General features: G+C 61.5%; 29 protein-coding genes and 1 riboswitch. Of the genes, 9 read left to right on the top strand and 20 right to left on the bottom strand.

From position 1 onward, the window contains the following. Window positions 1-35 precede the first annotated feature (35 nt). Window positions 36-1,559: a glucose-6-phosphate isomerase gene (pgi, locus tag LUA85_RS09180; protein WP_231468980.1), complete on the top strand. Its 1,524-nt coding sequence runs from the start codon at window positions 36-38 to the stop codon at window positions 1,557-1,559. An 88-nt stretch (window positions 1,560-1,647) separates the two neighbouring features. Further along, window positions 1,648-3,009 (top strand): glutathione-disulfide reductase, encoded by a 1,362-nt coding sequence (gene gorA, locus LUA85_RS09175; protein ID WP_231468978.1) that lies wholly within the window; start codon window positions 1,648-1,650, stop codon window positions 3,007-3,009. Between the two features lie 26 nt (window positions 3,010-3,035). Here gorA and LUA85_RS09170 read toward each other — a convergent pair whose 3' ends face one another. The 6 genes from LUA85_RS09170 to crtY form a co-directional block, all read right to left on the bottom strand. Continuing rightward, window positions 3,036-3,785 carry a molybdopterin-binding protein gene (locus LUA85_RS09170; protein WP_231468976.1) on the bottom strand — a complete coding sequence of 250 codons (750 nt, stop codon included), beginning with the start codon at window positions 3,783-3,785 and terminating at the stop codon, window positions 3,036-3,038. Continuing rightward, a complete protein-coding gene (locus LUA85_RS09165) occupies window positions 3,782-4,633 on the bottom strand; it encodes a cytochrome b/b6 domain-containing protein (RefSeq protein ID WP_231468974.1) in 852 nt (283 codons plus the stop codon). The genes LUA85_RS09170 and LUA85_RS09165 overlap by 4 nt, the downstream gene beginning before the upstream one ends. A 90-nt stretch (window positions 4,634-4,723) precedes the next feature. Continuing rightward, the gene (locus LUA85_RS09160; RefSeq protein ID WP_231468972.1) at window positions 4,724-5,704 is read right to left on the bottom strand and encodes a phytoene/squalene synthase family protein; all 981 of its coding nucleotides are present in this window, start codon (window positions 5,702-5,704) and stop codon (window positions 4,724-4,726) included. Between the two features lie 3 nt (window positions 5,705-5,707). Continuing rightward, entirely contained in the window at window positions 5,708-6,289 is a 582-nt protein-coding gene (locus LUA85_RS09155) for a TIGR00730 family Rossman fold protein (protein WP_231468970.1), read from the bottom strand. Then, window positions 6,286-7,764 (bottom strand): phytoene desaturase, encoded by a 1,479-nt coding sequence (locus LUA85_RS09150; RefSeq protein ID WP_231468967.1) that lies wholly within the window; start codon window positions 7,762-7,764, stop codon window positions 6,286-6,288. The genes LUA85_RS09155 and LUA85_RS09150 overlap by 4 nt, the downstream gene beginning before the upstream one ends. Beyond that, window positions 7,761-8,957 carry a lycopene beta-cyclase CrtY gene (crtY, locus tag LUA85_RS09145; protein WP_231468965.1) on the bottom strand — a complete coding sequence of 399 codons (1,197 nt, stop codon included), beginning with the start codon at window positions 8,955-8,957 and terminating at the stop codon, window positions 7,761-7,763. Before crtY ends, LUA85_RS09150 begins: the two co-directional genes overlap by 4 nt. A 96-nt stretch (window positions 8,958-9,053) precedes the next feature. Between crtY and LUA85_RS09140 the strand changes: the two genes are divergently transcribed. Next, window positions 9,054-9,650: a DUF2585 domain-containing protein gene (locus LUA85_RS09140; RefSeq protein WP_231468963.1), complete on the top strand. Its 597-nt coding sequence runs from the start codon at window positions 9,054-9,056 to the stop codon at window positions 9,648-9,650. Window position 9,651: 1 nt separating this feature from the next. Here LUA85_RS09140 and LUA85_RS09135 read toward each other — a convergent pair whose 3' ends face one another. Together LUA85_RS09135 and LUA85_RS09130 are read right to left on the bottom strand one after the other, a co-directional pair. After that, window positions 9,652-10,920: a PepSY domain-containing protein gene (locus LUA85_RS09135; protein ID WP_231468962.1), complete on the bottom strand. Its 1,269-nt coding sequence runs from the start codon at window positions 10,918-10,920 to the stop codon at window positions 9,652-9,654. Then, window positions 10,920-13,034, bottom strand: a complete 2,115-nt coding sequence (locus tag LUA85_RS09130; RefSeq protein WP_231468960.1) for a TonB-dependent siderophore receptor — start codon at window positions 13,032-13,034, stop codon at window positions 10,920-10,922. The genes LUA85_RS09135 and LUA85_RS09130 overlap by 1 nt, the downstream gene beginning before the upstream one ends. Window positions 13,035-13,355: 321 nt before the next feature. Continuing rightward, window positions 13,356-13,463, top strand: a riboswitch (TPP riboswitch). A gap of 53 nt (window positions 13,464-13,516) precedes the next feature. Between LUA85_RS09130 and thiC the strand changes: the two genes are divergently transcribed. After that, window positions 13,517-15,457 (top strand): phosphomethylpyrimidine synthase ThiC, encoded by a 1,941-nt coding sequence (thiC, locus tag LUA85_RS09125; protein WP_231471813.1) that lies wholly within the window; start codon window positions 13,517-13,519, stop codon window positions 15,455-15,457. A gap of 379 nt (window positions 15,458-15,836) precedes the next feature. Here the strand turns inward: thiC and LUA85_RS09120 are convergent, their stop codons facing one another. Continuing rightward, window positions 15,837-16,331, bottom strand: a complete 495-nt coding sequence (locus tag LUA85_RS09120) for a hypothetical protein (protein ID WP_231468958.1) — start codon at window positions 16,329-16,331, stop codon at window positions 15,837-15,839. A gap of 136 nt (window positions 16,332-16,467) precedes the next feature. On the opposite strand from LUA85_RS09120, the gene LUA85_RS09115 reads away from it, so the two are divergent. Further along, entirely contained in the window at window positions 16,468-16,938 is a 471-nt protein-coding gene (locus LUA85_RS09115) for a hypothetical protein (RefSeq protein ID WP_231468956.1), read from the top strand. Between the two features lie 59 nt (window positions 16,939-16,997). Here the strand turns inward: LUA85_RS09115 and LUA85_RS21610 are convergent, their stop codons facing one another. Together LUA85_RS21610 and LUA85_RS09110 are read right to left on the bottom strand one after the other, a co-directional pair. Next, window positions 16,998-17,132 carry a hypothetical protein gene (locus LUA85_RS21610; protein ID WP_256448243.1) on the bottom strand — a complete coding sequence of 45 codons (135 nt, stop codon included), beginning with the start codon at window positions 17,130-17,132 and terminating at the stop codon, window positions 16,998-17,000. 65 nt (window positions 17,133-17,197) lie between these two features. Then, a complete protein-coding gene (locus LUA85_RS09110; protein ID WP_231468954.1) occupies window positions 17,198-17,653 on the bottom strand; it encodes a YaiI/YqxD family protein in 456 nt (151 codons plus the stop codon). Between the two features lie 297 nt (window positions 17,654-17,950). On the opposite strand from LUA85_RS09110, the gene LUA85_RS09105 reads away from it, so the two are divergent. The 3 genes from LUA85_RS09105 (at window position 17,951) to LUA85_RS09095 (ending at window position 19,067) form a co-directional block, all read left to right on the top strand. Continuing rightward, window positions 17,951-18,157: a cold-shock protein gene (locus LUA85_RS09105; RefSeq protein WP_183612510.1), complete on the top strand. Its 207-nt coding sequence runs from the start codon at window positions 17,951-17,953 to the stop codon at window positions 18,155-18,157. Between the two features lie 54 nt (window positions 18,158-18,211). Further along, window positions 18,212-18,601, top strand: coding sequence for a nuclear transport factor 2 family protein (locus tag LUA85_RS09100; protein ID WP_231468952.1), 390 nt, complete (start codon window positions 18,212-18,214; stop codon window positions 18,599-18,601). 175 nt (window positions 18,602-18,776) lie between these two features. Continuing rightward, the gene (locus LUA85_RS09095) at window positions 18,777-19,067 is read left to right on the top strand and encodes a hypothetical protein (protein ID WP_231468950.1); all 291 of its coding nucleotides are present in this window, start codon (window positions 18,777-18,779) and stop codon (window positions 19,065-19,067) included. 7 nt (window positions 19,068-19,074) lie between these two features. Here the strand turns inward: LUA85_RS09095 and LUA85_RS09090 are convergent, their stop codons facing one another. The 8 genes from LUA85_RS09090 to LUA85_RS09055 form a co-directional block, all read right to left on the bottom strand. Next, entirely contained in the window at window positions 19,075-19,461 is a 387-nt protein-coding gene (locus LUA85_RS09090; RefSeq protein ID WP_231468949.1) for a hypothetical protein, read from the bottom strand. 230 nt (window positions 19,462-19,691) lie between these two features. After that, window positions 19,692-20,183 carry a hypothetical protein gene (locus tag LUA85_RS09085; RefSeq protein WP_231468947.1) on the bottom strand — a complete coding sequence of 164 codons (492 nt, stop codon included), beginning with the start codon at window positions 20,181-20,183 and terminating at the stop codon, window positions 19,692-19,694. Window positions 20,184-20,229: 46 nt separating this feature from the next. Beyond that, complete coding sequence (locus LUA85_RS09080; RefSeq protein WP_231468945.1) at window positions 20,230-20,535, bottom strand: alkylphosphonate utilization protein; 306 nt, start codon at window positions 20,533-20,535, stop codon at window positions 20,230-20,232. Between the two features lie 113 nt (window positions 20,536-20,648). Next, a complete protein-coding gene (locus LUA85_RS09075; RefSeq protein ID WP_231468943.1) occupies window positions 20,649-21,053 on the bottom strand; it encodes a DoxX family protein in 405 nt (134 codons plus the stop codon). A 121-nt stretch (window positions 21,054-21,174) separates the two neighbouring features. After that, entirely contained in the window at window positions 21,175-21,528 is a 354-nt protein-coding gene (locus tag LUA85_RS09070; protein ID WP_231468941.1) for a hypothetical protein, read from the bottom strand. 26 nt (window positions 21,529-21,554) lie between these two features. Beyond that, window positions 21,555-21,713, bottom strand: coding sequence for a hypothetical protein (locus tag LUA85_RS09065; protein ID WP_231468939.1), 159 nt, complete (start codon window positions 21,711-21,713; stop codon window positions 21,555-21,557). Window positions 21,714-21,811: 98 nt separating this feature from the next. Further along, window positions 21,812-22,648, bottom strand: coding sequence for a 2,3,4,5-tetrahydropyridine-2,6-dicarboxylate N-succinyltransferase (gene dapD / locus LUA85_RS09060; RefSeq protein WP_231468936.1), 837 nt, complete (start codon window positions 22,646-22,648; stop codon window positions 21,812-21,814). A gap of 60 nt (window positions 22,649-22,708) precedes the next feature. Next, on the bottom strand, window positions 22,709-23,386 hold the full coding sequence (locus LUA85_RS09055; protein ID WP_231468934.1) for a pyrimidine 5'-nucleotidase: 678 nt from the start codon (window positions 23,384-23,386) through the stop codon (window positions 22,709-22,711). A gap of 93 nt (window positions 23,387-23,479) precedes the next feature. On the opposite strand from LUA85_RS09055, the gene LUA85_RS09050 reads away from it, so the two are divergent. After that, window positions 23,480-25,813, top strand: a complete 2,334-nt coding sequence (locus tag LUA85_RS09050; protein ID WP_231468932.1) for a S8 family peptidase — start codon at window positions 23,480-23,482, stop codon at window positions 25,811-25,813. On the opposite strand, the gene LUA85_RS09045 is transcribed toward LUA85_RS09050, so the two are convergent. Beyond that, window positions 25,810-26,952 (bottom strand): PQQ-dependent sugar dehydrogenase, encoded by a 1,143-nt coding sequence (locus LUA85_RS09045; RefSeq protein ID WP_231468930.1) that lies wholly within the window; start codon window positions 26,950-26,952, stop codon window positions 25,810-25,812. The two genes, LUA85_RS09050 and LUA85_RS09045, sit on opposite strands and share 4 nt — an antisense overlap. Window positions 26,953-26,961: the final 9 nt, after the last annotated feature.

Genomic DNA, 26,961 nt, shown 5'->3' with positions numbered 1-26,961 from the left:
CGTCATTACGCAGTTGCGAAAGGATGAGGAAGACCATGACCGTAGCGGAAGCCGAAACGTTCTGGACCGCACTCGAAGGCCTGCCCCGGCCCACGCTAAAAGAGTTATTTGCCGACCCCGCCCGGCTTGATGCTTATGCAACCGTGCTCGATCTTCCCGGTGGCCCGATCCGGTTCGATTGGTCGAAGACTCACCTTTCGCTCGAAGTAGAGGCGCTGCTTGGCTCCATCGCCGCTGCCATGGATTTCGAAGGCCGCCGCGCTGCGCTGATCGAGGGTGAAAAGATCAATAACACCGAAGGCCGCGCCGCTGAACACACCGCCCAGCGCGGCATCGGCAAGGACACGAGCGTAGAAGAGGCCGCTGCGCTTCACGCCCGCATGCAGATGCTGGTCGAAGCCATTCACGATGGCGCTTTGGGCGAAGTCAAAAGCCTGATCCACATCGGCATCGGCGGCTCGGCGCTTGGCCCGGCGCTGGCGATCGACGCACTTACCCGCGATGGCGCGAAAGTTGCCGTCCATGTCGTGTCGAATATCGATGGCTGTGCCCTCGAAGCCGCGATGAAGGCCTGCGATCCTGCCACCACGATGATCGCGCTTGCCTCCAAGACTTTCACCACCACCGAAACCATCACCAACGCATTGAGCGCGCTCGACTGGCTGCGCGATGGCGGCGTGTCCGATCCCTATGGCCGGGTCATCGCGCTCACCGCCGCGCCTGAAAAGGCAGTAGAATGGGGCGTCGATGAAACGCGCATCCTGCCGTTTTCCGAAACTGTCGGCGGGCGCTATTCGCTGTGGTCGTCCATCGGCTTCCCCGTTGCCATCGCGCTTGGCTGGCAAGGCTTTGCCGAATTTCTCGAAGGAGCGGCCGCGATTGACCGCCACTTCATCGATGCGGACATGAATGAAAACGTCGTGGTCCGGGCCGCTTTTGCCGACTTGTATTACACGCAAGTTCGCGCCTGCCAGACCCGCGCTGTCTTTGCCTATGATGAACGCCTCGCGCTGCTGCCCGATTATCTCCAGCAGCTTGAGATGGAATCGAACGGCAAGCGTGTGCATGCCGATGGCACCCCGCTTACCCGCGCCAGCGCGCCGGTCACCTGGGGGGGCGTCGGCACCGATGCCCAGCATGCGGTGTTCCAGCTGCTCCATCAGGGCACGCACCTGATCCCGGTCGATTTTCTCGCGGTCAAGACTCAGGGCCACGATCTCGATCCGGCGCATCACGAAATCCTGCTGTCCAACTGCTTTGCCCAGGGTGCCGCGCTGATGGCGGGCAAATCGTCCGAAGACGGTGCGCGCGCCTATCCCGGCGATCGGCCTTCCGCCACGATCCTGTGTGACGACCTGAACCCCGCCACGCTCGGCGCGCTGATCGCCTTCCACGAACATCGCACTTTCGTTTCGGCGGCCATGCTCGGCATCAATCCTTTCGACCAGTTCGGCGTGGAACTGGGCAAGGCCATCGCCAAGCAGATCGAATCCGGCGGCGGCGAAGGGTTCGATCCTTCGACCGAAGCGCTGCTGGCCGCAGCTGGCATTGGTGGATAATAGTTCGGCACCCTAACAAATTGCGTGAAAAGCCTCTGGTCTTGCCAGAGACCAGAGGCCATATGCGGCGTTCGAACAGGAGCGCATCATGGCTGAGCAGGAATTCGACTACGACCTTTTCGTGATTGGCGCCGGTTCAGGCGGTGTCCGCGCCAGCCGGATCGCGGCAAGCCATGGCGCAAGGGTGGCAGTGGCCGAAGAATACCGTATCGGCGGAACCTGCGTGATCCGGGGGTGCGTACCCAAGAAGCTTCTCGTCTATGGCTCGCATTTTGCCGAAGAATTGCAGGATGCGGCCAATTATGGCTGGACAGTCGAGAAGATGACCTTCGATTGGCCGACGTTACGTGACGCGGTGCTGAAGGACGTGGATCGGCTCAATTCGGCCTACACCACCACGCTTGAAAACAACAAGGTCGAGCGCTTCCTCGAACGCGCCGCGATCACTGGTCCCAACACGGTCAAGCTGGCCGACAGCGGCCGTGAAATCTCCGCCCGATATATCCTGATCGCAACCGGTGCCTGGCCGGTCATGCCTGAATTCGAAGGCTCGGAACATTGCATCACCTCGAACGAGGTGTTTCATCTGGACAGCCTGCCCAAGCGCGTCGTCATTTCCGGCGCGGGCTATATCGCGATGGAATTCGCCGGCATTTTCAATGCGCTCGGCAGTCACGTAACGGTGGTCAACCGCAGCGAAACCCTGCTGCGCGGCTATGACGAATCCCTGCGCGACCGCTTGCTCCAGATTACCATGGCACGCGGCATCCAGTATCGTTTCAACTGCCCGTTCGAACGGGTCGAAAAGCAGGAAGACGGCACGTTCCACGTCTTCCTTGGCGGACAGCCCGATCCGATCATCGCCGATGTGGTGCTCGTCGCCACGGGTCGACGCCCCAAGACTGACGGCCTTGGCCTGGAGAACGCAGGCATCGCCTTGGGAACCCGCAATGAAATTCCGGTCGACGATACTGGCAAGACCGCTTGCGACAGCATTTATGCGGTGGGTGACGTAACGGACCGTGTCCAGCTTACCCCCATCGCCATCCGCGAAGGCCAGGCCTTTGCCGACCGCATGTTCGGGGGCAAGGACACGAAGATCAGCTACGATTGCATTCCCAGCGCGGTGTTCTCGCAGCCGCCGCTGGCAGGCGTCGGCCTTACCGAGGCGCAGGCCCGTCAGGCGTTTGGTAACGAAATCAAGGTCTATTCTTCAGATTTCCGCCCGATGAAGAACATCTTCGGCCATCGCCCGGAACGCGGCCTTTACAAGATGATCGTCGATGCCACGACCGAGAAGGTGCTCGGCATTCACATGATCGGCCCGGACAGCCCCGAAATCCTTCAGGCCGCCGCCATCGCGGTAAAGGCAGGCCTTACCAAGGCCGATTTTGATGATACGGTGGCCTTGCACCCCTCGATGGCCGAAGAACTCGTCCTGATGCGGTGACGTCGGCAGGGCGGCGCTCAGGACGATCAGATCCCGGCATTCCACTGGTAGCCGGAGTGATCCTCCCAGTAGCCGCCCTTGCCGCCATGGATGCCGTCGAGCGCGGCAACGGCCTCGATTTTCATCACATACTTGGCCTGCTTGTAGCCAAGCTGGCGTTCGGCGCGCAGGCGGATCGGCGCGCCATGGCCAACCGGCAGAGGTTGCCGGTTCATCGTGTGCGCAAGGATCGTCTGGAGGTGCATGGCCTCGACCATATCGAGGCTTTCGTAGAACGGCGTTCCTGAGAAATCATCGGCACAATGGAATACAACATACTGTGCATTAGATGAAATTCCTGCATGGCGCAGGAGCAGGGCAAGGGGAACGCCCGTCCATTCGCCAATGGCGCTCCACCCTTCCACACAATCATGCCGGGTGATCTGGGTCCGCTGCGGCGCGGCCTGCAGTTGTGCCAGAGACATCGAAAGCGGCCGCGCCACCAGTCCGCCAACCGCCAGCCGCCAATCCGCAAAACCATTGGCCAGGTGCGCGGCGTATTCCGGCGATGAAGGCATGCGGTTGCCGTTCACACGAAAGCGCGGCGACAGGTCGGCGCGGGCAAATTCGGGGGCGAGCGCGTTACGGTCCGTAACGAGACGCTGGCTGCTCAGGGTAGCCTTTTCCCCTAAAGTCAGTACTTTACGCACAGTCGGTGAAGTCGTGATCTTGTCGCATCCGGCGACCAGCAGACCACTGGCGCCGACCAGCGCAGCGCGGCGGGAAATCAGCGTCATGGTCGGTCCTCCACCCGTTCCGCAGGGTTTCGTTCGGCAGGCAGGCGATACCAGCCTGTCACCATCGATCGCAGTTCGTTAACGGGTCCTGCCAGTACAACCATCAGAAGATGGATGAAGATGAACGCACAAAATCCTGCTGCACAAAGGAAATGTATGGATCGTGCCGATTGCCGTCCGCCAAAAATGTCTAACAGCCACGGGAAAGCCGCGTTGAGCATGGGAGACATCGTTAACCCGGTGAGCACAACCAGCGGGATCAGAAGGAAGATGACGCCGAGATAGGCCATTTTCTGCAACGGATTGTAAGCCCTTGCTGCCTCCCCGGTGGGGAAGCGCAGCCGGGCATGCTCCTTGACGTCATGCCACAGGTGAGCGGGTTTCCGCTCTTCAGGTTTCAGTACAAGATCGCGGGATAAATGTTTTGAAATTATCGAATATATTATGAAAATCGCGATCGAGATTACCAACACCCACGCAAAGAAGAAGTGCCACTGCCGCCCTTCTGCCAGACTGTAGTAACTCGGTATCGTCACCAGTGGCGGGAATGCCTTGATCGAATTTTCCGTAAATCCGAGGATGCCGGTCGTCGGGATTTCCATCCCGGCCAGCCGGAGATAGCCCTCCTGCCCACGTCGTCCGATGACCAGCCAGGGATTGTCGTAATTCGCGCCGTAAACGCCCCAGTAGAGCCGGGGGTGGGCGTTGAAGATCGTCGCCCCGCTCATCAGCATGACGAAGATCGTCAGCGCGTTGATCCAGTGCCAGATCCGCACGGGCAGCCGCGTGCGGTATATCAGCGGTCGTGGAACGACCTGAGCTTCATCCCGTGCCGTAACGGAAGCCATTACAGTGTCCACGCCCGCCTCCCGGTGCGATTGAATTGCCAGAGTGCCATATCCCCGCAAAAGGACAAGCCGCGTGATGCGCCGTCACGTTCAAGTCGCGACGATTCCCCCAGGCTCGCGCCGCGACAGCGCGATCAGGTCAGCCCGCGAGAATGGCCGCTGGCTGGCAGCGGCAATGCATGATCGCGGCACCGGGCGCATCGCCGCCCATGCAGCCTTGCCAATGAAGCCCACTTTGCGCGCGTTACTAACGACCGTCCGATGATCCCACGCGTGATCGCCCCGCCGGGCCACTTCGCGGGCAATTTCGCCGTAAATGCCTGCTGCGGCAAGGATCGCCCATCGCTGCCGCCCCTTCAATCGCGCTGCGCCGATCCGTGCGGAACATTCATAAATATGCGCGCTATGGCACATGCGCGCCACGATCCGCGTCAGCGCGGGCCGATACCGGGGCTTCATCTGCTCGCCCGGCGGAATGTCCTCGTCTACCAGCCAGTCCATCGGGATATAGCAGCGCTCTGCCGCGTCATCTTCCTCGATATCGCGCGCGATGTTGGCCAGCTGGAAGGCAAGGCCCAGATCGCAGGCGCGGTCGAGTGTGTCCTCGTCGTTTGGTGAAACGCCCATGACCACGGCCATCATCACCCCCACAGCGCCCGCCACGTGCCAGCAATAGCGCATCAGGTCGCCCTCGGAATGCGGCTGCCAGTCGGCGGCATCCAGCGCGAAACCCTCGATCACTGCCTCGGCCATGTCCAGAGCAAGCCCGGTCTCGCGCGCGACAAGGCCCAGCGCATCGAAGGCCGGATCGCCCGCAGGCTTCCCTGCAAAGGCCAGCATCGTCTTTTCACGGACTGCCTGAAGCCGTTCCGCGGCGCCGCTCTGATCGCCCAGCGCGCCGCCGTGATCCTGTGCATCCACGATATCGTCGCAACGGCGGCACCAGGCATAGAGCAGCCACACCCGCTCGCGCGTTTCCCGATCGAAAAGATGGCTGGCCGCTGCGAAGCTTTTCGATCCCTTGAGGATCGACTGGCGGGCGTTACTAACGAGAGCGGCGCGATCCTTCATCGCTCAGAGATCGTCAGCCTTCATCGCGAAGATCGGTACGTGCGGTTCATGGGCGGTCATCCGTGCCAGCAACAAGTCAAGGCTCGGCTCGGCAAGGATGATCCCGGCATGGGCCTGCCGGATGAAACCGACTTCGATCATGTGCCGGTTGAACGCCAGCAGGTGATCGAAAAACCCGAAGGCGTTGAGCAGACCCACCGGCTTGGCGTGGTATCCCAGCTGCGCCCAGCTGACGGCTTCCCACAGCTCGTCCATGGTGCCCACGCCGCCCGGAATGGTCAGGAAACCATCCGAAAGGTCGGTGAACCGCTTCTTGCGCTCGTGCATGCCCGATACGACATGCAGTTCGGTGCAATCGTTGTTGGCCACCTCGCTGCCCATCAGCGCTTCGGGGATCACCCCGATCACTTCGCCACCAGCATCCAGCGCACCATAGGCCACCGCGCCCATCAGGCCCAGTCGCCCGCCGCCATAGACCACCCCGATGCCGTGCCGGGCCAGTTCCTGCCCCACTTCGCGGGCCAGCGTAACGTAACGGGTATCGGCGGGTGAGGCAGAGCCGCAATAGACCGCAAGGCGCTTCACGAAAGGTCCTCCAGCATCAGTCCGGCGGTGGCCTTGGCTGATCCGACAACGCCGGGAATGCCCGCGCCCGGATGGGTGCCAGCGCCAACAAGGTAGAAATTCGAAATCGTATCGTCACGATTGTGGGCACGGAACCACGCGCTCTGCGTCAGCAGCGGCTCAAGGCTGAAGGCGCTGCCCAGGTGCGCCGAAAGGTCACTCTTGAAGTCGCTGGGGGCATAGCTGAACTTCGTTACGATACGGGTATGGATATCAGGAATCAGGCGGCGGCCCACTTCGTCGAGGATGCGCTTCTCCAGGATCGGCCCAACCTCGTCCCAGTCCACCGGCAGCTTGCCCATGTTGGCCACCGGCACCAGCGCATAGAACGTGCTCATCCCCTCAGGCGCGACCGAGGGGTCGGTCACGGTCGGGTGGTGCAGGTAAATCGAGAAATCCTGCGGCAACACGCCGTGATTGTAGATGTCATCGAGCAGGCCCTTGTAGCGCGGCCCGAACAGGATCATGTGATGCGGGATGCCCGGCCATGTGCCCTCGATGCCGAAGTGGACAACGAACAGGCTGGGCGAATAGCGCTTCTTCGCAAGCGCCTTGGCCCGGCGCTGGGCGTGGGTATTGTCCACCATAAGATCGCGGTAGGAATGCATCAGATCGGCGTTCGAGGCGACGGCATCGAATTGCCCTGACCACCCGCTTTTCGTTTCCACGCCGGTCACCCGCGTCCCCAGCGTCGCGATATGCGTCACCGGATCGCCCAGCCGCACTTCGCCGCCGATCCGCCGGAAATGCGTGACCATACCCTCGATCAGCTTGTTGGTGCCGCCTTTTGCCCACCACACCCCGCCGTTCTTTTCCAGCTTGTGGATCAGCGCATAGATCGCGCTGGTGGTCATCGGATTGCCACCCACCAGCAGACTGTGGAAGCTGAACGCCTCGCGCAGCTTTTCGTGCTTCACGAAGCTGGACACCATCGAATAGACCGACCGCCACGCCTGATAACGGGCAAGGGCAGGGGCCGCCTTGATCATGCTCGCAAAATCGAGGAACGGCACTGCCCCCAGCTTGACGTAGCCTTCCTCCAGCACACCGGCCGAATATTCGAGGAAATCGTCATAGCCCGCCACATCGGCGGGGTTCAGCTTGGCGATCTCGGCTTTCAGGCTGATGTCATCGTTCGAATAATCGAAATTGGTGCCATCGCCCCAGTTCAGCCGGTAGAACGGCATCACCGGCATCAGTTCCACATCGTCGGCCATGCGGTGGCCCTTCAGCGCCCACAATTCTTGGAGGCACGAAGGATCGGTAATCACGGTTGGCCCGGCATCAAAAGTGAAGCCGTCCTTCTCCCAGACGTAGGCCCGCCCGCCCGGCTTGTCGCGGGCTTCGATCAGCGTGGTCTGCACGCCGCCCGATTGCAGCCTGATGGCCAGCGCAAGACCGCCGAATCCGGCACCGATGACACATGCACGCTTCATGCGCGGGTTCCTGCAAGCGAGAGGGATTGCGGCTTGTGGCCAAGGCCGGTCAGCACACCGATGGCCTTGCCGATGGGCACGGGCGGCTTGCCTGCCAGAATGCGCGCCTTGTCCGCAAAGGTCATGCGCCCGGCATAGAACCGCTCGATCAGGCGGCGGTCAAGGCGATAGAACCGTTCCAGAATGCGATAGCGTTCAGCAGGTTCGGCCGCGCCGAACAACATGGCCGAAAGCGCACGTAAATAGGCTCCGCGTTTCCAGTGCCGCCGTGCCCAGTCTTCTGAAAACGCGGCGAGGGCAGGGCCTGAGAGGTCATCCTGCTTCGCCAGCGCCAGAGCATAGCGCACCGCATCGGGCAGGGAATAGCTGGTTACCGCCTGAAACAGCCCGGCTCGCGCTCCGGCGCGCGCCACGGTGCCACCCGTAGAGCGCCAGAACGCATCGAAATCGCCGCCTGCCACCACCGGCAAAACGCCGTGTTCTTCGGAGAGCACTTCGGCTATCTGCCACCCGCGCCTGCGCGCATAATCTGCAATCCGTGCGCTCAGCACCGGCACGTCCAGCATCGCGCTATCAGAATAATATGTGTCCTCGACGAACACTTCGTCCGGCGCAAACGGCAGGCAATATACGAAACGATAACCGTCGTGCTGCTCCACTGTGGCATCCTTGACGATTGGCGCGTCCAGCCCGTGCGGTGCCGCCAATTTCAGCCGTTGCCCGACGAACTTCTGCCAGCCCCCCGTCAGGTGCCCCAGATTGCGAATCCCGCGCGCGTCGATCACCGCATCCGCCTCGATCCGGGTTCCGTCCAGCAGGGTCGCGTTGGTAGCGCTGCATGCCAGCGCGCGCACCCCGGTCACGATCGCATCCGGCCCCAGTTCCGCCTGCAACACCGCGTCGAACCGTTCGGACGTGATCGAATAATAGCTGGTCTTCAATCGCCGCTGGAATGCAGGAAATTCGACCGAATACTCCGGCCATGCCGCCACGGTCATCCCGTCCAGCAATTCCCGTCCGGCCTTGCCCACGTCCGACCCGAAAAACGACCATACGTGATTGCCGCCAAGCGTTGGCCCTTGCTCGATCACCGTCAGCGCCAGATCGGGGCGGGCGCGGCGCAAGGCCAGCGCAGTCAGTCCGCCCGCAAGGCCGCCGCCAAGGATTGCAATATCGCAGTGCCGTGCCGTCATGTCTCAAGCGCTTAGGGGTATGCGGTTGCCGGTGCAACCATGCCCTTGTGCACCGCTTCGGCACACGTCAGAAAGGTCAGGGGATCGGGGGACAGAATGAACAATGTAAAACCGCAGCTTTTGCCGGATCGGGCTGGCACCATCGCTGCGATTGGCATGGCGCTCGGCATTGTCATCATATTGCTGGGCATGCACCGCCCGCCGATCTGTCCCTGCGGTACGGTCCGGCTATGGCAGGGCGTGGTCGAATCGGCCGAGAACAGCCAGCAGATTTCCGATTGGTACAGCTTCAGCCACGTAATCCACGGCTTCCTGTTCTATGGCGCGGCACATGTCATCTGGCGCAGGTTCGGGTTCGAAGCGCTTTCATCGAAATGGGCGCTCATGCTGGCGGTTCTGGTCGAGGGATCATGGGAAATCCTCGAAAACTCACCGATCATCATCGATCGCTACCGTGCCGTAACGATCTCGTGGGGCTATTCGGGCGACAGCGTGCTCAATTCTGCCGCCGACATGGGTTTCATGACGCTGGGCTTCCTTTTCGCTGCCCGTGTGCCTGCACTGCTGACCGTCATGATCGCGCTCATCTTCGAAGCGTTCACGCTCTGGATGATCCGCGATAACCTGACGCTCAACGTGCTGATGCTCGTCTCGCCGGTAGAGTCCGTGCGCCAGTGGCAGGCAGCGGGGTAGGCTATCGCAAGGCACGGCCTGCCCGCGCCGACCGCTTCTTCAGCCAGATCACCACACCGGTCACGCTCAGCATCGTCACTGCCAGCCCCAGCACACTCACGAACACGCGATAAGGCAGGCCGAACACATGGGCGGTGTGCAGTGCGGTCAGCCAGTTGGTGAAAGTGTTCGCGCCGTTCACCCCACTTGGAATTTCCGCCGCCTTGAGTTCCCCGGTGTTGCTGTCGAACGCCACGCGCGTCCCTCCGCCATGGTGGCCGATGTCCGCATCGGTGGTGAAGCCATAAACATACATGCCGCTTGTGGGCACATGCCAGATCCAGCGCTCGCCATCCTCGCGCACACCAAGCCCATGGCTTTGCGCCACGCGCTCCGCCAGTTCCTGCCCTCGCGCGGTCGCCTCGCGGAAATCGAGCGCGGGCGCGTTGCGTGGGCTGGGCAGCGTATTGTCGAACAGGACCATGCGCGGATCTTCAGCCCCCAGCGCGCGCATCACTGGCACATGCACTTGCGGCAGGTTGAACGATACGCTCGACCACGCAAATACCAGCAGCAGCGGCCACAGCCACAACCCGCCTGCGCGATGCAGATCGAAGTTCAGCTTGTAGGGCGTTGCCCGCCAGCGCACCCGCCAGCTTGGCCGCCACCGCTGAACGAATGGCGCGTGTACCGATTTGACCATGCGCGGCGGAAGGGTCAGGTAAAATCCGATGAAGCAATCCAGCGTCCACACCAGCGCGGCAATGCCGAACACCAGCAGGCCGAAAGTCTCCAGCGCCAGGCTGTAATGCAGCCGGTAGACGAACGGCATCAGGTTCTTGATGCCCTGATCGATCGCCCCCCATTGGCGCCGCCCTTGTTCCGCACCGGTCACCGGATCGAGGAAAATATCATCCCAATCGGGTATGCCCGGACCGTGTTCGCGTTCAAGCCCGGTTTTTGGGTCAAGCCAGTGCAGGTGCAATCTGAGCGCCTTGCCCGGCTCGATCGTCAGTGGCAGGAAATCCACCGCCGCCCCCGGATAGCGCGCCAGAACCTTATCGCGAACAACCAGTGGATCGGGCGCCCCCGCCCATTGCGCGTTGTGCAATCCCGGCGCCGTCGCCGCTTCCAGTTCCTCTATCCACGGCAGCAGCGATCCGGTCAGCCCGGCCACGCCCAGAAACAGTGCCAGCGTAAGCCCCGCCCAGCGATGGGCCATCACCCAGAACGCGCGGCGGGGAAGCGCCAGCCACCGCGAAGGCGCAAAGGCAGCAACGCGACTTGCCATCAGAACGTCATCCTGACCGATCCCGTCACATTGCGGGGCGCGGCAATCAGTGCCTGATCCCAGTACAGGCTGGTCAGGTGCTTGTGGTTGGTGGCATTGGCAACATTCAGGTTGAAGCTGACGTTTTCGCTTAACCGATACCCCGCCTGCAATTGCAGCGTGGCATAGGCATCCTGCCGGATCGTGCCGAGTGCATTGGTGATCGAGACATCATCCTGCCAGCGCATTGCGGCACCCAGTTGCAGCCTGTCCACCGGCTCCCACCGTACCAGCAGGTTGGCCGTGGTGCGCGGCACATATTTGCGAACCGCGCTGTCATCTGCACCTTCCAGCGAAAGATGCGTCATGCCGCCTTGCACAGTCAGCCCCGGCGCAATCCGCCCGCCGATTTCAGCCTCGATGCCCTGGCTGCGCACGTCGATCCCGTTGTAAAGCGTTTGCCCCAGTTCCACGTTGTATCCCGCGGCTTCGGCCAGGTTGTTCTGTTCGGCGCGAAAAAGCGCGATCGATCCGAACAGCGCCTTGTTCGGCGTTTCGCCCTTGATGCCCGCTTCCCAGCTCGTGCCCTTGGCCGATCCCACCGGGCGCAGGTCCGTGCCCAGTTCCTTCTGCGGATTGAAGATGTCGGTATAGCTTGCATAGAGATTGACGCCCGGCACCACGGCAAAGGTCGCGCCCACGAACGGGCTGACCGCATTCTCGCTGCGCGCCGCGCTCACGCCAAAGGTGTATCCGGTCGTCCTGACGTCAACGTAGTTGGCCCCGACGATCAGGTTGAGCCGGTCGGTCAATTCCAGATCGGTTGCCCCGCGTACGCGCCACTGCTTGTCGGATATGTCGGAACTCTGCACCGCCGCACCGAAAGCGGGGAAGGGCACTTCGGTTCCGTCCCATCCGCTCGCCAGCGAAGGCAACGCGCCCCATGCCGGATCGGTCCCCGGCACCGGAAACGAAAGATACTCGAAATCGGCCCAGGTGCGCTGCAAACCGACGTTCAGCTTGTGCTCGCGCCCGAACAGCTGGAACGTACCTTGTAAGCTGTTGTCCCAGATCCACCCGCGCGCCGTGGATTCATACCCGCCCGGATAGCCGTAAAGCCCAAGCCCCGTCTCTGCGTCTGGCGTGCCATAGGTGTAGAACAGCCGTGACGGTTCATCCGTAATCCGCCGCGTCAGATGGGTCCGGGCGGTCCAGCCCGGCGCAAACGCCCAGGTCACTTCGCCATAGGCGGTCTGGTCGGTATTGTTCCAATAGGTCCAGTCCTGTGTGGTAGAGGTGGAAAAATCCCAGTCGAGTTGTTCGCCTTCGCTGTCGAGCAGCGGCAGTGCGCCCCACATCACCCCGCGCGCCTTGCTCTGCTGGCGGGTATAGCCCAGCGATACGCTCACCGTGTCAGTCACCCGTCCATCCAGCACACCCTGGACCGCGCTGCGGCTGGTGCGATAATCGCGAAGGTACGAATCCGAATTCTGCGCAGCGCCCACGATCCGCAGCGCCCAGCTTCCATCGGCGGTCAGCGGTGTATCCAGATCGATTTCACCGCGCACCCGGTTCCATGATCCGGCGGTCAGTTCACCCGAAATGCGGCGCTCACCGGTGGGGTGTCGCCTCCGGTAATTGATCGTACCCGAAGGGTTGCCCACGCCCGAAAGCAGTCCGTTGGCTCCGCGCACCACTTCGATGGAATCCCACGCCACGGTGTCGAGCGATCCGATCGAAGGCCCCCAGATGTTCGGGATCTGCACACCATCGACCATTGCTTCGGTAATGTCGAAGCCGCGCGCGTTGTAATAAGTGCGGTCGGTTTCAACCTCCTCGACATTCACGCCGGTAACGTAGCGCAATACATCGTTGACCTCGTCAAACGCGAAATCGTCCATCACATCGCGATCGATCACCGTTACCGATTGCGGCGTATCGACGATCGCCAGCGGCAGCCCGGTCGCCCCGCGCGTCACACCTTCCGCCTTTTCACCGATCACGGTAATCCGGGTTGAAGGTTCTTCGGCCTCGATGGCCCATGCCGGGGAAATGTCCAGCGCCAGCGACGGCAGCAGGGCTGTCAGCAGGGCGGGAAACGAAATCGTGGACGAACAACGCAGGTGGTGCAGCACGGCAGGCTCCCATCAAATGATGCGCGCCTTTAATGCGAGTGAATCGCAAGAGTCAATGCTATTGCAACTCATTCTCGTTAAAAACTCAAAATGCGTCATTGCAACGGGTGGCTGAAGAACTTTTTCTCAGGCGCAGCAATCAAAAGTCCTTCATTGCCTAGCTCTGGCCCCTTCAGTGCTGCCGCCAGCCTTATTGAATGCCGACGGAAGCGATGCTGACCGCGATCAGATGAAAAGCGGACGTTCGGGTTCGCGGCAACGGAAAGACACACCAAGCAAGCAATGCCCGGTTGCCGTCCGCCCTTACTGTGCTTAAAAGCCCCTCATACCCCGGGGAGCCAGTGCTGGCTGAGAGGGGCAGGTCACGCTGCCCGACCCGTCGAACCTGAACCCGTTAGCACGGGCGGAGGGAGGGAGGTCCGCTCATCCTGAGCTTGTCGAAGGACCTGCGCCCCCGTTCCGTCCAGAACAAGGATGAGCGCATGGCCGACATCAATTCCAAGCTTGAGATCGGCGTCACCACCGGCCCGATCCGTGGCAGCCGCAAGATCCACGTCGAAAGCCTGCGCTTCCCCGATGTGCGCGTCGCCATGCGCGAAATCAGCCTTGAACCCTCCAGCGGCGAACCGCCGGTGCGCGTCTATGATACGTCCGGTCCTTATACCGATGCGACTGCCACCATCGACATCGCTGCCGGTCTGCCCCAATTACGCCGGGACTGGATCATCGCGCGGGGCGATGTGGAAGATTACGCCGCGCGTGAGATCAAGCCCGAAGACAACGGTCTCAAAGGCCCGGACCGCTCCGCCGGCGTCCCTGCATTCCCCAACGTGGTCAAGCGCCCCTTGCGCGCAAAGGCCGGCGCCAACGTCAGCCAGATGCACTACGCGCGAAAGGGCATCATCACGCCGGAGATGGAATATGTCGCCATCCGCGAAAACATCGGCCGCAAGCAGGCCAGGGAAGCGCTGATCCGCGACGGCCAGGATTGGGGCGCTTCGATCCCCGATTACGTCACGCCCGAATTCGTGCGCGATGAAGTCGCCCGTGGCCGCGCGATCATCCCCAGCAACATCAATCACCCCGAATCCGAACCTATGGCCATCGGCCGCAACTTCCTCGTCAAGATCAACGCGAACATAGGCAACTCCGCCGTCGCATCCGATGTGGCCAACGAAGTCGACAAGATGGTCTGGTCGATCCGCTGGGGCGCGGACACCGTGATGGACCTTTCCACGGGCCGCAACATTCACGATACGCGCGAATGGATCATCCGCAACAGCCCCGTGCCCATCGGCACCGTGCCGATCTATCAGGCGCTCGAAAAGGTCGGCGGCGTGGCCGAAGACCTGACGTGGGAAGTGTTCCGCGATACCCTGATCGAACAGGCCGAACAGGGCGTCGATTACTTCACCATCCACGCGGGTGTGCGCCTGCCGTACATCCCGCTTGCCGCCAACCGCATGACCGGGATCGTCAGCCGTGGCGGTTCGATCATGGCCAAGTGGTGCCTTGCGCATCACAAGGAATCGTTCCTTTATGAACGCTTCGATGAAATCACCGAGATCATGAAGGCCTACGACGTCGCCTATTCCCTGGGTGACGGTCTGCGCCCCGGCTCGATCTATGATGCCAACGACGAAGCGCAGTTCGCTGAACTTTACACCCTGGGTGAACTCACCAAGCGCGCCTGGGCCGAAGATGTGCAGGTCATGATCGAAGGCCCCGGCCATGTACCGATGCACAAGATCAAGGAGAACATGACCAAGCAGCTTGAGGCTTGCGGCGAAGCCCCGTTCTATACCCTCGGCCCCTTGGTCACCGACATTGCGCCGGGCTACGATCACATCACCAGCGGCATCGGCGCGGCGCAAATCGGCTGGTACGGCACCGCGATGCTTTGCTACGTGACGCCCAAGGAGCACCTCGGCCTGCCTGACCGTGATGACGTGAAGGTCGGCGTGATCACCTACAAGCTCGCCGCTCACGCCGCCGATCTCGCCAAGGGCCATCCCGCGGCCCAAGTCCGCGACGACGCGCTCAGCAAGGCCCGCTTCGAATTCCGCTGGCGCGACCAGTTCAACCTGTCACTCGATCCCGAAACAGCCGAGCAATACCACGACCAGACATTGCCCGCAGAAGGCGCCAAAACCGCCCACTTCTGCTCGATGTGCGGCCCGAAGTTCTGCTCGATGAAGATCAGCCAGGAAGTCCGCGAATTCGCCGCCAAGCAGAACCAGGACCCCACCTCCTTCCTCGCCGCATCCTCCCCGACCGGGGAGGGGGACCATGCGCAGCATGGTGGAGGGGCACCCGCCCTTACGCCTGAAGACGCCGAAGCCGGCATGAAAGCCATGAGCGAAAAGTACCACGAAGGCGGCCGCGAACTCTACATCGGCGCAGGGGGACGGGAACACGACTGAGGCCAACCCCATCCCCAACCCCTCCCGCTCATCCTGAGCCTGTCTAAGGGGGGAGGGGAGCGAGACTTAGGCTTGCACAGCAAGTCTTAGTCGCAGCGGAGTGTGCAGGGCGACGTCGCCCCAACAAAAAAGCCCCCTCCTCTTCAGAGGAGGGGGTTGGGGGTGGTGGCCCTCCCCAAACACAAACCCAGCCCAAACAACGCCCCAAAACCCGTCACCCTGAACTTGCTTCAGGGTCCATCCATCCCCACATACGGCGGTTCGTGGCGAGAGATAGATGCTGAAACAAGTTCAGCATGGCGAAAGAGACGCGACCCTTTGTGGGATAATTGCCAAAAAAGGTCAGGGTGACGACGCGATGTGTGGGGCGCTGCCAGCGCTAAACCACCTTCTCAAACAAGATCGCCGCCCACACCAGCAGCGTCAGCGCGCCGCCTGCGATGGTCCAGCGGATCGCGTGGCGGAGCAGGCGGGCCTGGGCGTCGATCGAATGGACGAAGCTGGCGAACAGGCGCTGGCGCAGCGCGGCATCACCTTCAAGGCCATCGGCGTCGAACTCTTCACCCAACAGCATTGCGCGCAAGGCGAGGAAGCAGGACACCACCAACGGCGCCAGGGCAACCAGATTGGCGAGCACCAACGCGCCTTGGCTTGCCGCATCCACCGATAGCGGCGCGCCGGGACTGGCCGATATCGGATGTGTGCCGATGGTGATCAGCAGCGCATTGAACCCCAGCATCGCGCCAAGCCGCACCGACAGGTCAAGATCACGGTTTTCGAGGAATTCCAGATCGGCGATGAACCCCGCCTCTGGCGGATCGCCGCGCATCGTCTGGAATGCGCGCAGGCGGGATCGAAAGGAAATCGGGGTCATGCCCGTCCTGATTTAAGCAATCGGCCTTCGCCGCGCAACCATCGCCTGCCACTTTCGGGAACGTCCATGCCCGCCATCCATTGCGATAAACACAACGGGCGTCATCGCGCCCCGCTCAAGCAACGGAGAAGGCGCCATGAACAAGGCCCTGATGCTCACCGCACTCGCAGCCGCCACATTGACCGGAGCCTGCGCCAGCAATGGCTGTTACGATCGCCCCGGTTACGCCAATGGCGACGAATGGGGATATTACGATCGCGGCTATTACGAACAGAATGGACGCTACGATTACAACAATCCCGATCCTCGTTATGGCCGCTATGAGGCGGATCGTTACTATCGCAACAATTCGCGCTATCGCGAACGGCAGTTGTCGTATGAAGATCGCGTCTATCGCGGGCGGGACAATCGCTATTACTGCCGCCGTTCGGACGGCTCGACCGGGTTGATCGTCGGCGGTCTGGGTGGCGCTGCGGCGGGCGCGATCATCGCTCCTGGTGACAGCACGGTTCTGGGCGCCATCATTGGCGGCATCAGTGGAGCTGCGGTGGGCGCAGCGGTCGATAGCGGAAACCGCAGCAATCGCAGCAACGTCCGCTGCCGCTGATGCCGGTCACCCCCTTCCGTTCGCGGGAGGGGGCGAGAGCGCCGGTCAGTCTTCGCCGCTCACGTCCGCTTCATGTTATCCAGCCCGGCCACCACGCCCGGCTTCTGCGACGGATTGGACGCGTTGAGTTTCTTGGGCTTTTCCGCCTTTGGCTTGCGGATTTCCTTGCTCGATTTCTTCTGGCTCTTCGCCATTATCGTTCTCCGGCGGGCGGTTGCCCTGCGGTGGGGCTAGGCGCTTTGCCGGGCAATAGCGAACGTTAACGCGAAAGCCGCGCCAACACCTCATCAAGCGATTGCAGGAAGCGTGAACGGTCGGTCCTGAAAAACGGGGCAGGGCCGCCAATGATGTCGCCGCCCGCGCGCAGATCGGCCATGATCGCGCGCGTTGCAATCTGGCTGCCAATGGAACTTGTGGTGAAAGGCTTGCCCGCGGGCGAGAGCACATGCGCGCCGACTTTCAGGCAGCGCCCGGCCAGCAGGATGTCCGCAGTGATGACGACCGATTTTGCATGCGCAGCATCGGCAATCCAGTCGTCGGCGGCGTCGAATCCATCGTTGACGACCACCCGCTTTACCAGTGGGTGCACCGGCACCCGGAACGGTGAATTGCTGACGACGGTGACGGGCACATTGCGGCGAAATGCGACCTTGTAGGCCTCTTCCTTCACCGGGCAGGCATCGCCATCGATGAGGATGATCGGGGAATCGTTCATCCCGGTTGCATAACCGCTAATCCCGCCCTGCGCCAATGCGGCAGGGCGGTACTCCACCCCGTCGGCTTGCCCCGCGCCATCCCGGAATGATTAGGAAAAGCATGGTGAGCGTGCTAGTGGGCCGTTGCTGACGTTGAACTTTCCAACGGACTTCGGCAGAAAATCTCCGCCTTTTCGGGCCTTTACGGGTCGGCACTGGCGGCTTTTGACGACGACTTCCTTTCGAATGACGATCCGACGCACGGCCCGTTCGCGCTTTTGCGGCCGGGCAACCATCGTTCTCGAAAGGAACAGCTCATGCCAGTAGGCACCGTGAAATTCTTCAATACCGACAAGGGCTATGGCTTCATTCAGCCTGACAACGGCGGCACTGACAGCTTCGTGCACATCTCGGCCGTCCAGGCAGCCGGCATGGCCACGCTTGAGCGCGACCAGCGCCTCAGCTACGAAGTCGAAACCGGCCGCAATGGCAAGGCTTCGGCCGTCAATCTCGCTTCGGCCTGATTTGAAAAACATTCCCGGCGGCCGGACCTATCGCTCGCCGCCGGGAATGATCCTTTGTCGATGACTGCCGAAATCCAGATTCGCCTGCGCCGCGCTGAATTCAATCGCGCCATTGCCGCAGCCGATCTTACCGCGATCAACGCGATACTTTCGCCCGACGTTGTGATGATCGCCGGCACGGATAGCGCCGTGATCTCCGGTCGCAAGGCGCAATCCCTTGCCTGGAAACGCGAATTTTCCGCAACGCCGCGCACTGTCTATACCCGCACCACCGAAACCGTCATTGCCTCCGCGGTGGAACCTGTTGCCATGGAGTATGGCCGTTGGCGGGGGATTGCCGACGATCAGGCTGCGCCTTCGGCATCGGGCGCTTATGCCGCAAAATGGCGAAATGTCCGGGAAGAGTGGCTTCTCATCGCGGAAATTTTCGTAACGCTTGCCTGACGCCCCATCGACCCGCCCGCGCAAATTCCCTTACATCACCGTTGCCGCGATTTTCACCATATTGCCTGATGGTGTAACAATGCTGATCCGGCCTGCAACATCCCATACCCTTACACACTGCTGGTATTCGCGCATCCATGTGCCGTCTTCCCGAAAGCATCGGGGTGAGGACGGCATGCTCCTGTCAACATGCCGCTATTGCGACCGTGCCATCCATTCACATGGTGGGAAATCGTGGACGCTTGCAGACGGAATCGATCTCGATGAATTGTCGGCGCAATCGGCAATCCGCTATATTTGCGTGACCGATGTATCAGACGGCATGGTGATCGCCCGCTACGTGATTGATCGTGATCTCGACGATGCCGCGATCAAGGCTGAATGCGGAGTGATCCGCGAACGCCATGGTGCCACAGATGCCGGAAGCGGTCTGGATGTTCGGGTGCTGGGCGGGCCGAGAGGGTGACGCCGTTTCAGATTTCGATGAATAGTTCAACTGGCGGGTCCTGCACCTCCACGATTTCCCGTTCGGTTCGGGCCTCGCTGCGGGCATAGTCACCTGCTTCCACCGCAGAATCATACAATGGTTGATCCACTGCCTGATATTCATCTTCCGGCTCGACCAGCTCTTCAAAGGCTGGCTCGCGGATAATCGGTGCGATCGCAGTATACGCCCTGGGCGCAAAATAGGGACCGGTCATGGCATCGTAACTCACCGCCACGATTTCGGGATAGTCTTCTGCGGCCGCAATCTCTGATCGACGGTCCTGCACAGACACGAGTTTCGTGGGCACCGCTTGCGCGGATACGATGCCGACGAGGACACCAATTGCCACGACGCAGGTCAGGGCCTTTTTCATCTTGAGCATTGCTTCCACCGTTCAATCCATCATCGATCAAAATGGTGGAGAGCGGTGCAGGTTCCGGCCCTTGTGTCATAAACGGAAACGGGGCGCCCCTTGCGGAGCGCCCCGTGATCCTACCGGGCCAGCGGAAAGCTGATGCGGCTTACGGGTTTCGCACTTGCCTTGATATTGCGCACGGTATTGCGTGTGGCAAAATCGCGGGGAAGCCCCGTATTGCTACGCTTTCAATCGGCGAGCGTTGCCGCCTTGCTTGTCAGCGGCTTGATGTCCTTGACGTCGAACGCAACAGGACGGCCATTGAAGCGGCCGGTAACGGTGCGCTTTGTCACGCGGAGTTCGAAAGGCACTTTGCCGGCATAGGCAGAACCCTTGAGAACCTTGACTTCACCCTGCTGTTCAGCGGTGTAATCATACTTCACGCCCTGATGCGTGAAGCTTCCGGTTTCGGATTCTGCTGCGCTGGCGACAGCCGGGGCGGCGAGCAGAAGGGCGGCGGCGGTGATTGCGAACGAAGCATTAAACATGGCAATGTCTCCTGATGGACAAGGAAAGATTGCCTTCAGCACCCTTATCTTGTTGCATTGCAGCATAGAGGGTGAGCGCAATGCGGCAATTGTAATTGCGGGCGCTCCGGTTGTTCGTTTTGCAACTGCTGCCCAAGGTTCTTTATAAATCAACAGGATGGTTGATTCTGTGTGCGAGGCATTGGCTCTCATTTAGGGAGCAACACCTACAAATTCCTTCGTCCGCCCATGCTGCAGGTCATCGCTTGCGAACAAATTCCGCGCGCAGGACAAGGCCCTTGATTCCCGGATATTTGCAATCGATCTCCTGCGCATCGCCGGTCAGACGGATCGATTTGATCAGGGTTCCCTGCTTGAGCGTTTGCCCGGCACCCTTGACCTCCAGATCCTTGATGAGGGTGACCTGATCGCCGTCGGCCAGCAGATTGCCGACCGCATCGCGCACCTCGACGGTATTCGCTGCCGATTGCCGGGCGGCCAGTTCCGCTGCCGTCATCCATTCGCCGCTATCATCGTCATAGACGTAGTCTTCGTCATTGCTCATGTCTTGCCCCCCGAATTTCACGCGTCCGTGCCATTGCGCGCGCAGAATGACCAGCAAAAGCGCATCAGCGGGCCGCGTCGGTGATTATCTTTCCGCCAGCAACCCACACGACTTCAGGTGCCTTGTGTGCGGAAAGGCCATTCGGTTACATGGCCTGCCCACAACGCCAGCCACACCAGCAGTGGTTGAATGAACATGCGTGGAACATGATAGCCGAACCCCGCGCCGTTATCGGGCCGTGCCATGTCCAGCATGAAATGATTGATGTTGGCTGGAAAAACGCAGACTGCGTACAAAGCAAGGCCGATTGCCGCAGCGCGGCGTAACGATGCCGAATGCGACTGCAACAATCCCGCCGCACCCGCAATCTCTGCTATCCCGGTCCAGAACACAACCGCTTCGGGCACAGGCACCCAATCCGGCATGATCGAAAGGAACGGGCGGGGTGCGATAATGTGAATCACCCCCGCCGCAAAATAGGCAAGAGCCAGAACGGTGCGAAACAGCTGCCGCATCATGACAAGAACACCAGCCCGCCCCGGCTGCCCTGCTTTGCGCACAGAGGCTTGATGTAGCTTTCAAGCATCCTGGCGTTTTGCAGCATGCAATGACCATTGCTGCATTCCCCATCAAGGTCAATCACCAGTGCGCAGGCGTGAGCTTCAAATGCAGCAGCGCAAGTTCACGCCAGCCGTATTCGGCGATAATATCATTGCTTTCGCGCGCTGCCCGGCCCTCGGCAAGGGACCAAGTGATATGCCAGACCTTGCCATCGGGCCGCGAAGTAGAACCGTTGATTGCCACGATCATCGCCTCTACACCTTTTCCATCATCCGTGTGACCGATGAGGACGGGATTGATCGCGGATTGCGGAAGTTTTGTTCCGTCCACTGCGATGGTGACGTGATCTGCCACCAGGTTGGCATAGCGCGGCGGAAAGGCATCAAGCAGGACGGAGCGTTGAGTCCGATCGAGTTTCCAACCGATTGTCACAACGCCCCTTCCGGCATTTTCAAAATTTATTGTGGTGTTACCAATGCACCGGTAACCCAGATGATGGTCAATGCCGCCACTGCCAGAAACAGACTGATGGCGAGAATCCAGCGGACGACGTTCAGGCCCTGACCGCTGCGGGCTTCTTCGGTGGTGATATGTGTTTCGGGGCCTTGGCGTTCCATGGCGCATCTCCTTCGGTAGTAACCGTGCTTGGTTAAACTACGCTTGGAGACGCGCGCTGTTCCTGCCTGCCGTTTGCCGACGTAGCGGCAATTGTCGCTCAATCTCGCAGGAGCTCGTTGATTCCGGTCTTGCTGCGGGTCTGCGCATCCACAGTCTTGACGATCACGGCGCAATAGAGCGACGGTCCCGGTGTGCCATCGGGAAGCGGCTTGCCTGGCATCGCACCGGGGACGACCACGGCATATGGCGGTACACGGCCAATGTGGACTTCGCCAGTCGCACGATCGACGATCCTGGTCGATGCGCCAAGATAGACGCCCATTGAAAGAACTGCGCCTTCGCCCACGATCACGCCTTCGGCCACTTCCGACCGCGCACCGATGAACGCACCGTCCTCGATGATTACCGGGCCAGCCTGCAACGGTTCAAGCACACCGCCAATGCCTGCGCCGCCCGAAATGTGGACGTTCTTGCCGATCTGCGCGCACGATCCGACCGTGGCCCAGGTATCGACCATGGTGCCTTCATCGACAAATGCGCCGATGTTGACGAAGCTGGGCATCAGCACCACGCCCTTGGCAATGTGCGCCCCCTTGCGCGCGACAGCGCCGGGCACCACGCGAAAACCGGCTTCGCGGAAGCGGGCGTCATCCCAGCCAGCGAATTTGGACGGCACCTTGTCGAACGCAGGTGCACCGCCCGAACCACCGTCTATCACGACATTATCGTTCAGACGGAACGACAGCAGCACGGCCTTCTTGAGCCACTGGTTGACCTGCCATTGGCCGTCCACCTTTTCTGCGACGCGGGCCTTGCCGCTTTCAAGCAGTTCGAACGCCGCCTCGACCACCTGGCGCACGTCGTCGCTGGCGGGGTTCACATTGGCGCGGTCTTCCCATGCGGCTTCGATGGCGGCTTCCAGGTGCGCGGTCATGGTGTTTCTCCGTCGGGTGTCTGTCTTGGTGCAGGATGGGAAAGCGAATTCGCGCGCCGCCTACCGCAGCGACGCCTGATCGGCAAGCGTTGCCAGCCATTCGTCGATGTCGTCGATGATCAGATCTATGGCCGCGTCATCCTTTGCCCGGTCACCCCATTCGGTTGCAAGATCAAGCCACACGGTCTGCATGCCCAGCGCCTTGGCGGGTGACAGGTTGCAGGCCATGTCCTCGACAAAAACGGCGGTTTCGGGCGTGATCGCAAAGGCTTCGACCAGTCCGGCATAAGCGGATGGTTCGGGCTTCGGGCGATAGTTCATCGCGTGGATGTCCCACAATCCGTCAAAGGTTCCGGCCAGGCCAAGCGCGCCCAGGACGCGGGCGGCATAATCGGCATCGCCATTGGTGAACACCAGCTTCCGGCCCGGAAGGTTGGCCAGCTTTTCGCCAAGGCGCGGGGCGGCGGCAAGCGGGGCCATGTCGATATCATGGACGAAGGCCAGGAATTCATGCGGATCGATCGCGTGATAATGCATCAGGCCCGAAAGCGTGGTGCCGTGATCGTGGAAATAGAGCTTCTGTACACGGCGCGCCTCAACCGCATCACAGCCCAGCAGGTTTTCGATGAACGCGCCCATGCGAAGATCGATCTGGTTGAACATGCGCGTCGAAGGGGGGTAGAGTGTGTTATCGAGATCGAATATCCAGCAATCGACGCGCGTGGGATCGAAGGGCATGCAGGTTTCCTGTCCAATGCAGTGTCATACGGCATTTACGGAAGCCCGGTTATCAGTATGGCTTCAGCAATGCTATCTTGGCGGGATCGAGGAATGCGAGATCGGGCAGGGCAACAGTTGAGAATTGGCGGACAGGTGGCTGCGCTGGCGCTGATGGCGAGCCTTGCTGCGTGCGGTGGCGGCGGCGGTGTTGCGAGTACGCCGTCACCGGCGCCGACGCCAACGCCAACACCGGTTCCAACACCCACGCCAACGCCGACCCCAGCCCCGATACCCACGCCTGTCAGCTTCAACACTTCGGAATACCGCAGGTCTGATGGACCATCGTTTCATGGCGCTATCACCGCATGGGAAGCGGGCGCAAGCGGACAGGGAACGACCATTGCAATTATCGATTCCGGTCTGGACACGACCAACCCGGAGTTTGCCGGCCGCATATCCTCAGCATCGCGCGATGTTACCGGAAGCCGTGCGCTGACGAATGCAGAAGACGATCACGGGACGCAAGTGGCTCTGGTCGCAGCGGCGGCGCACAATGGTACAGGCGTGATGGGCATTGCCTGGAACGCGACCGTGCAGATGCTGCGTGCCGATACGCCGGGCACCTGCATGGGCGATGATGGCTGCACGTTTTCCGACACGAACATCGCTGCGGGGCTGGATGCCGCCGTGCGCGCGGGCGCCAGGGTCGTCAACCTCTCTCTGGGCGGCGATGCAGCTGACGCCACGTTGCGCGCGGCAGTAGGACGGGCCGTGGCTGCGGGATTGGTCGTGGTTGTCTCTGCCGGGAACGAGGGCACCAGCACCGAAGCGGGTATCGATCCCGCCAACCCCGATCCTTTTGCCGTCTCGCTGTTGCAGGCAGGCGGCGGCAATGTGATCATCGTGGGTTCGGTCGATCAGGCTGGCGTTGTATCGGATTTCAGCAACAAGCCCGGCACTTCTGCATCTTCCGTCCTGATGGCGCAGGGGGAGGGAGTCTGTTGCGTCTACAGTAATGGCGAGATCGAAAGGACCACGACCGCCGAGGGCGAGTTTGTCACGCTGGTCAACGGCACCAGCTTTTCCGCGCCACAGGTTTCCGGCGCGGCAGCGCTGCTCGCGCAGGCGTTTCCCAATCTCACGGCGCAACAGATCGTCAGCCTTTTGCTGTCAACGGCGCGCGATGCGGGTGCCGAGGGGACCGATCCGATATACGGTCGCGGCATACTCGATATTGCCCGTGCGTTTTCGCCACAGGGCAGCACCAGCATCGCCGGCACCAATGTGGCGATCTCGCTTGAAAGTCTGGCCGGGACGACCAGCGGTGCGATGGGTGATGCGGTCAGTTCGGCCGCGCTCGGCTCGATCATGCTCGATGGTTATGGCCGCGCTTATGGTATCGAGCTTGCACAGGGCTTGCGCATGGCGCATCGCCGCCAGCCTTTGATAGAGGCGCTCAGTGTACCCACGAGGCCCGTGTCGTTGCAGGCAGACGGCACTTCGCTGGCGTTCACCATCGATCGCCGGTTTGGTGCCGTGCCCCTGCGCATGGCTGCGGGAGAGCGTGAGCGGGCACGAGTGCTCGCGTCCAGCCTTGTCACCCGGCTTGCGCCTTCGCTCGATCTGGCGCTGGGCTGGAACGTGGCGGGGAACCGCATGGCCGCGCAATTGCAGCGGCGTATCGAACCGTCGTTTCTGGTGGCGGGGATGGGCACAAGCCTTGGCGAACGTCCGACAATCGGCCTTGCCGCGCGCTATCGCCTTGGTGGGCTGGGCGTGACCGTCAGCGCCGAGCGCGCGGAACTGCCGGTTGCGGCAACTGTACGAAACCTGCGCACGGACCGGTTGACCCGGTTCGGGATGGTGATCGATGGCAAGCGGCGCGGTGAACTGGACTGGTGGATGGGACTGGGCCTGATGCGCGAGGAGCGCAGCGTACTGGGCGCGCGCTTTGCCGATGTGCTGGGCGGCGGCGGAGCAACGACCGCGATGTTCGAACCGGGGATCATGTGGCACGTCAGCCCGCGTTGGCGCCTGACCGGGATGGCCAATGTCGGTCGTACATGGATCGACGGTGGCGAGATTGCCGATGCGCGATCGGGCCTCGTGTCGTCGTCGTGGTCGGTCGACATCGCCCGCGAGGGGGCACTTCTTGCCGATGACCGGCTCGCCCTGCGAATTTCGCAACCGCTTCGCGTGGAAAGCGGAGGATTGTCGCTCAACCTGCCTGTCAGCTGGAGCTATGAGACAATGACCGCAGGCTTTCGACACGTTCCGCTGTCGCTCGCCCCCAAAGGGCGCGAGATCGCAGCCGAAGCGGCGTGGTCTGCGCCTGTGGGTGGGGGGCTGGTTTCGACAAGCCTGTTCTGGCGACGCCAACCCGGCCACTTCGTGGACGCGCCAAACGATGCGGGCCTTGCCCTGCGCTGGTCGTCAGGGTTTTAACGCTTGGGCGTGATGTGGCGCAGTTTTGCGCCTTCGCCGTCCTCCAGCACGTAGATCGATCCGTCGGGCGCCTGTTCGATCTCTCGGATGCGATTGCCAAGGTCGATGCGTTCGAGTTCGCGCACCTTGCTGCCTTCGATGCCGACGCGCACGATGCCGCCCGATCCAAGGCCCGCGATGAGGCCTTGGCCTTGCCATTCGGGGAACGTCTTGCCGGTGTAGAGGATCATGTTACCCGGCGCGATCACCGGATTCCAGGTGATTGCGGGCTGGGCGAGGTCGGGCCGTGTGGCGTTGCGCGGGATCGGCTTGCCATCATAGTGATCGCCATCGGAAACCAGCGGCCAGCCATAGTTTTTCGCAGGTTCGACCAGGTTGATTTCATCGCCTCCCGCAGGTCCATGCTCGATATCCCACAGGCGGCCGTCGGGCGCAAAGACCAGACCAAGCACATTGCGATGGCCGTAAGACCATATCTGCGCCGAGACGCCGCCTTTATCGGCAAAAGGATTGCCGGGCGCAGGGGTGCCATCAGGCATGAGACGCAGGATTTTGCCGAGGTTCACGGTCAGATCCTGCGCCGGGGTGAACTTCTGCCGATCACCCGATGAAACGAACAGATATTTGCCGTCGGGCGAAAATGCCATGCGATGCGAATAGTGTCCGCGCCCCGAAACCTTGGGGGCCTGGCGCCAGATGACTGTCAGCCCCTCAAGACCGGGCTTTTCGCCCATGACCAGTTTGGCGCGTCCGATAACGGCACCCCGCGTTTCGCCCTGGCCCGCCTCGGCCCAGCTGAGATAGACCATGCCGGTCGTCGCATAATCGGGCGCGGCGACGACATCGCCAAAGCCACCCTGTCCGCCGTAAGCGACTGCGGGGACGCCGCTGACGTCTACGGTAGTGGTATCGCCTTCGCGCCACAGCTTGAGCTTGCCCTTCTTCTCCGTGATCAGCGCCATGTTGGTACCGGGCAGGAAAGCCATGGCCCACGGTTCGTCGAACGTGGCGATGTCGGCAACGGCAAGGCCCGCCGCGTCCGGTTCCGCCGTGGTGGCATCTTGCGCGGAAATCGAAGCGCCGCAGCTTGCGAGGAAAAGGGTGAGGGGCGATAGCGTTCGCAGGATCGGATTCGTCATGGCCTCTAC

Source organism: Novosphingobium sp. CECT 9465 (assembly GCF_920987055.1).
GTDB lineage: Bacteria > Pseudomonadota > Alphaproteobacteria > Sphingomonadales > Sphingomonadaceae > Novosphingobium.
The sequence above is the reverse complement of the archived record's forward strand: the minus strand, read 5'-3'. Positions and strand labels throughout refer to the sequence as shown.

What these genes read in the sequence shown, in the direction of transcription:
- pgi (WP_231468980.1), top strand. Translation starts at nt 36, where the DNA reads ATGACCGTAGCGGAAGCCGAAACGTTCTGGACCGCACTCGAAGGCCTG.
- gorA (WP_231468978.1), top strand. Translation starts at nt 1,648, where the DNA reads ATGGCTGAGCAGGAATTCGACTACGACCTTTTCGTGATTGGCGCCGGT.
- LUA85_RS09170 (WP_231468976.1), bottom strand. Translation starts at nt 3,785, where the DNA reads ATGACGCTGATTTCCCGCCGCGCTGCGCTGGTCGGCGCCAGTGGTCTG.
- LUA85_RS09165 (WP_231468974.1), bottom strand. Translation starts at nt 4,633, where the DNA reads ATGGCTTCCGTTACGGCACGGGATGAAGCTCAGGTCGTTCCACGACCG.
- LUA85_RS09160 (WP_231468972.1), bottom strand. Translation starts at nt 5,704, where the DNA reads ATGAAGGATCGCGCCGCTCTCGTTAGTAACGCCCGCCAGTCGATCCTC.
- LUA85_RS09150 (WP_231468967.1), bottom strand. Translation starts at nt 7,764, where the DNA reads ATGAAGCGTGCATGTGTCATCGGTGCCGGATTCGGCGGTCTTGCGCTG.
- crtY (WP_231468965.1), bottom strand. Translation starts at nt 8,957, where the DNA reads ATGACGGCACGGCACTGCGATATTGCAATCCTTGGCGGCGGCCTTGCG.
- LUA85_RS09140 (WP_231468963.1), top strand. Translation starts at nt 9,054, where the DNA reads ATGAACAATGTAAAACCGCAGCTTTTGCCGGATCGGGCTGGCACCATC.
- LUA85_RS09135 (WP_231468962.1), bottom strand. Translation starts at nt 10,920, where the DNA reads ATGGCAAGTCGCGTTGCTGCCTTTGCGCCTTCGCGGTGGCTGGCGCTT.
- thiC (WP_231471813.1), top strand. Translation starts at nt 13,517, where the DNA reads ATGGCCGACATCAATTCCAAGCTTGAGATCGGCGTCACCACCGGCCCG.
- LUA85_RS09120 (WP_231468958.1), bottom strand. Translation starts at nt 16,331, where the DNA reads ATGACCCCGATTTCCTTTCGATCCCGCCTGCGCGCATTCCAGACGATG.
- LUA85_RS09115 (WP_231468956.1), top strand. Translation starts at nt 16,468, where the DNA reads ATGAACAAGGCCCTGATGCTCACCGCACTCGCAGCCGCCACATTGACC.
- LUA85_RS21610 (WP_256448243.1), bottom strand. Translation starts at nt 17,132, where the DNA reads ATGGCGAAGAGCCAGAAGAAATCGAGCAAGGAAATCCGCAAGCCAAAG.
- LUA85_RS09110 (WP_231468954.1), bottom strand. Translation starts at nt 17,653, where the DNA reads ATGAACGATTCCCCGATCATCCTCATCGATGGCGATGCCTGCCCGGTG.
- LUA85_RS09105 (WP_183612510.1), top strand. Translation starts at nt 17,951, where the DNA reads ATGCCAGTAGGCACCGTGAAATTCTTCAATACCGACAAGGGCTATGGC.
- LUA85_RS09095 (WP_231468950.1), top strand. Translation starts at nt 18,777, where the DNA reads ATGCTCCTGTCAACATGCCGCTATTGCGACCGTGCCATCCATTCACAT.
- LUA85_RS09090 (WP_231468949.1), bottom strand. Translation starts at nt 19,461, where the DNA reads ATGAAAAAGGCCCTGACCTGCGTCGTGGCAATTGGTGTCCTCGTCGGC.
- LUA85_RS09085 (WP_231468947.1), bottom strand. Translation starts at nt 20,183, where the DNA reads ATGAGAGCCAATGCCTCGCACACAGAATCAACCATCCTGTTGATTTAT.
- LUA85_RS09080 (WP_231468945.1), bottom strand. Translation starts at nt 20,535, where the DNA reads ATGAGCAATGACGAAGACTACGTCTATGACGATGATAGCGGCGAATGG.
- LUA85_RS09075 (WP_231468943.1), bottom strand. Translation starts at nt 21,053, where the DNA reads ATGATGCGGCAGCTGTTTCGCACCGTTCTGGCTCTTGCCTATTTTGCG.
- LUA85_RS09065 (WP_231468939.1), bottom strand. Translation starts at nt 21,713, where the DNA reads ATGGAACGCCAAGGCCCCGAAACACATATCACCACCGAAGAAGCCCGC.
- dapD (WP_231468936.1), bottom strand. Translation starts at nt 22,648, where the DNA reads ATGACCGCGCACCTGGAAGCCGCCATCGAAGCCGCATGGGAAGACCGC.
- LUA85_RS09055 (WP_231468934.1), bottom strand. Translation starts at nt 23,386, where the DNA reads ATGCCCTTCGATCCCACGCGCGTCGATTGCTGGATATTCGATCTCGAT.
- LUA85_RS09050 (WP_231468932.1), top strand. Translation starts at nt 23,480, where the DNA reads ATGCGAGATCGGGCAGGGCAACAGTTGAGAATTGGCGGACAGGTGGCT.
- LUA85_RS09045 (WP_231468930.1), bottom strand. Translation starts at nt 26,952, where the DNA reads ATGACGAATCCGATCCTGCGAACGCTATCGCCCCTCACCCTTTTCCTC.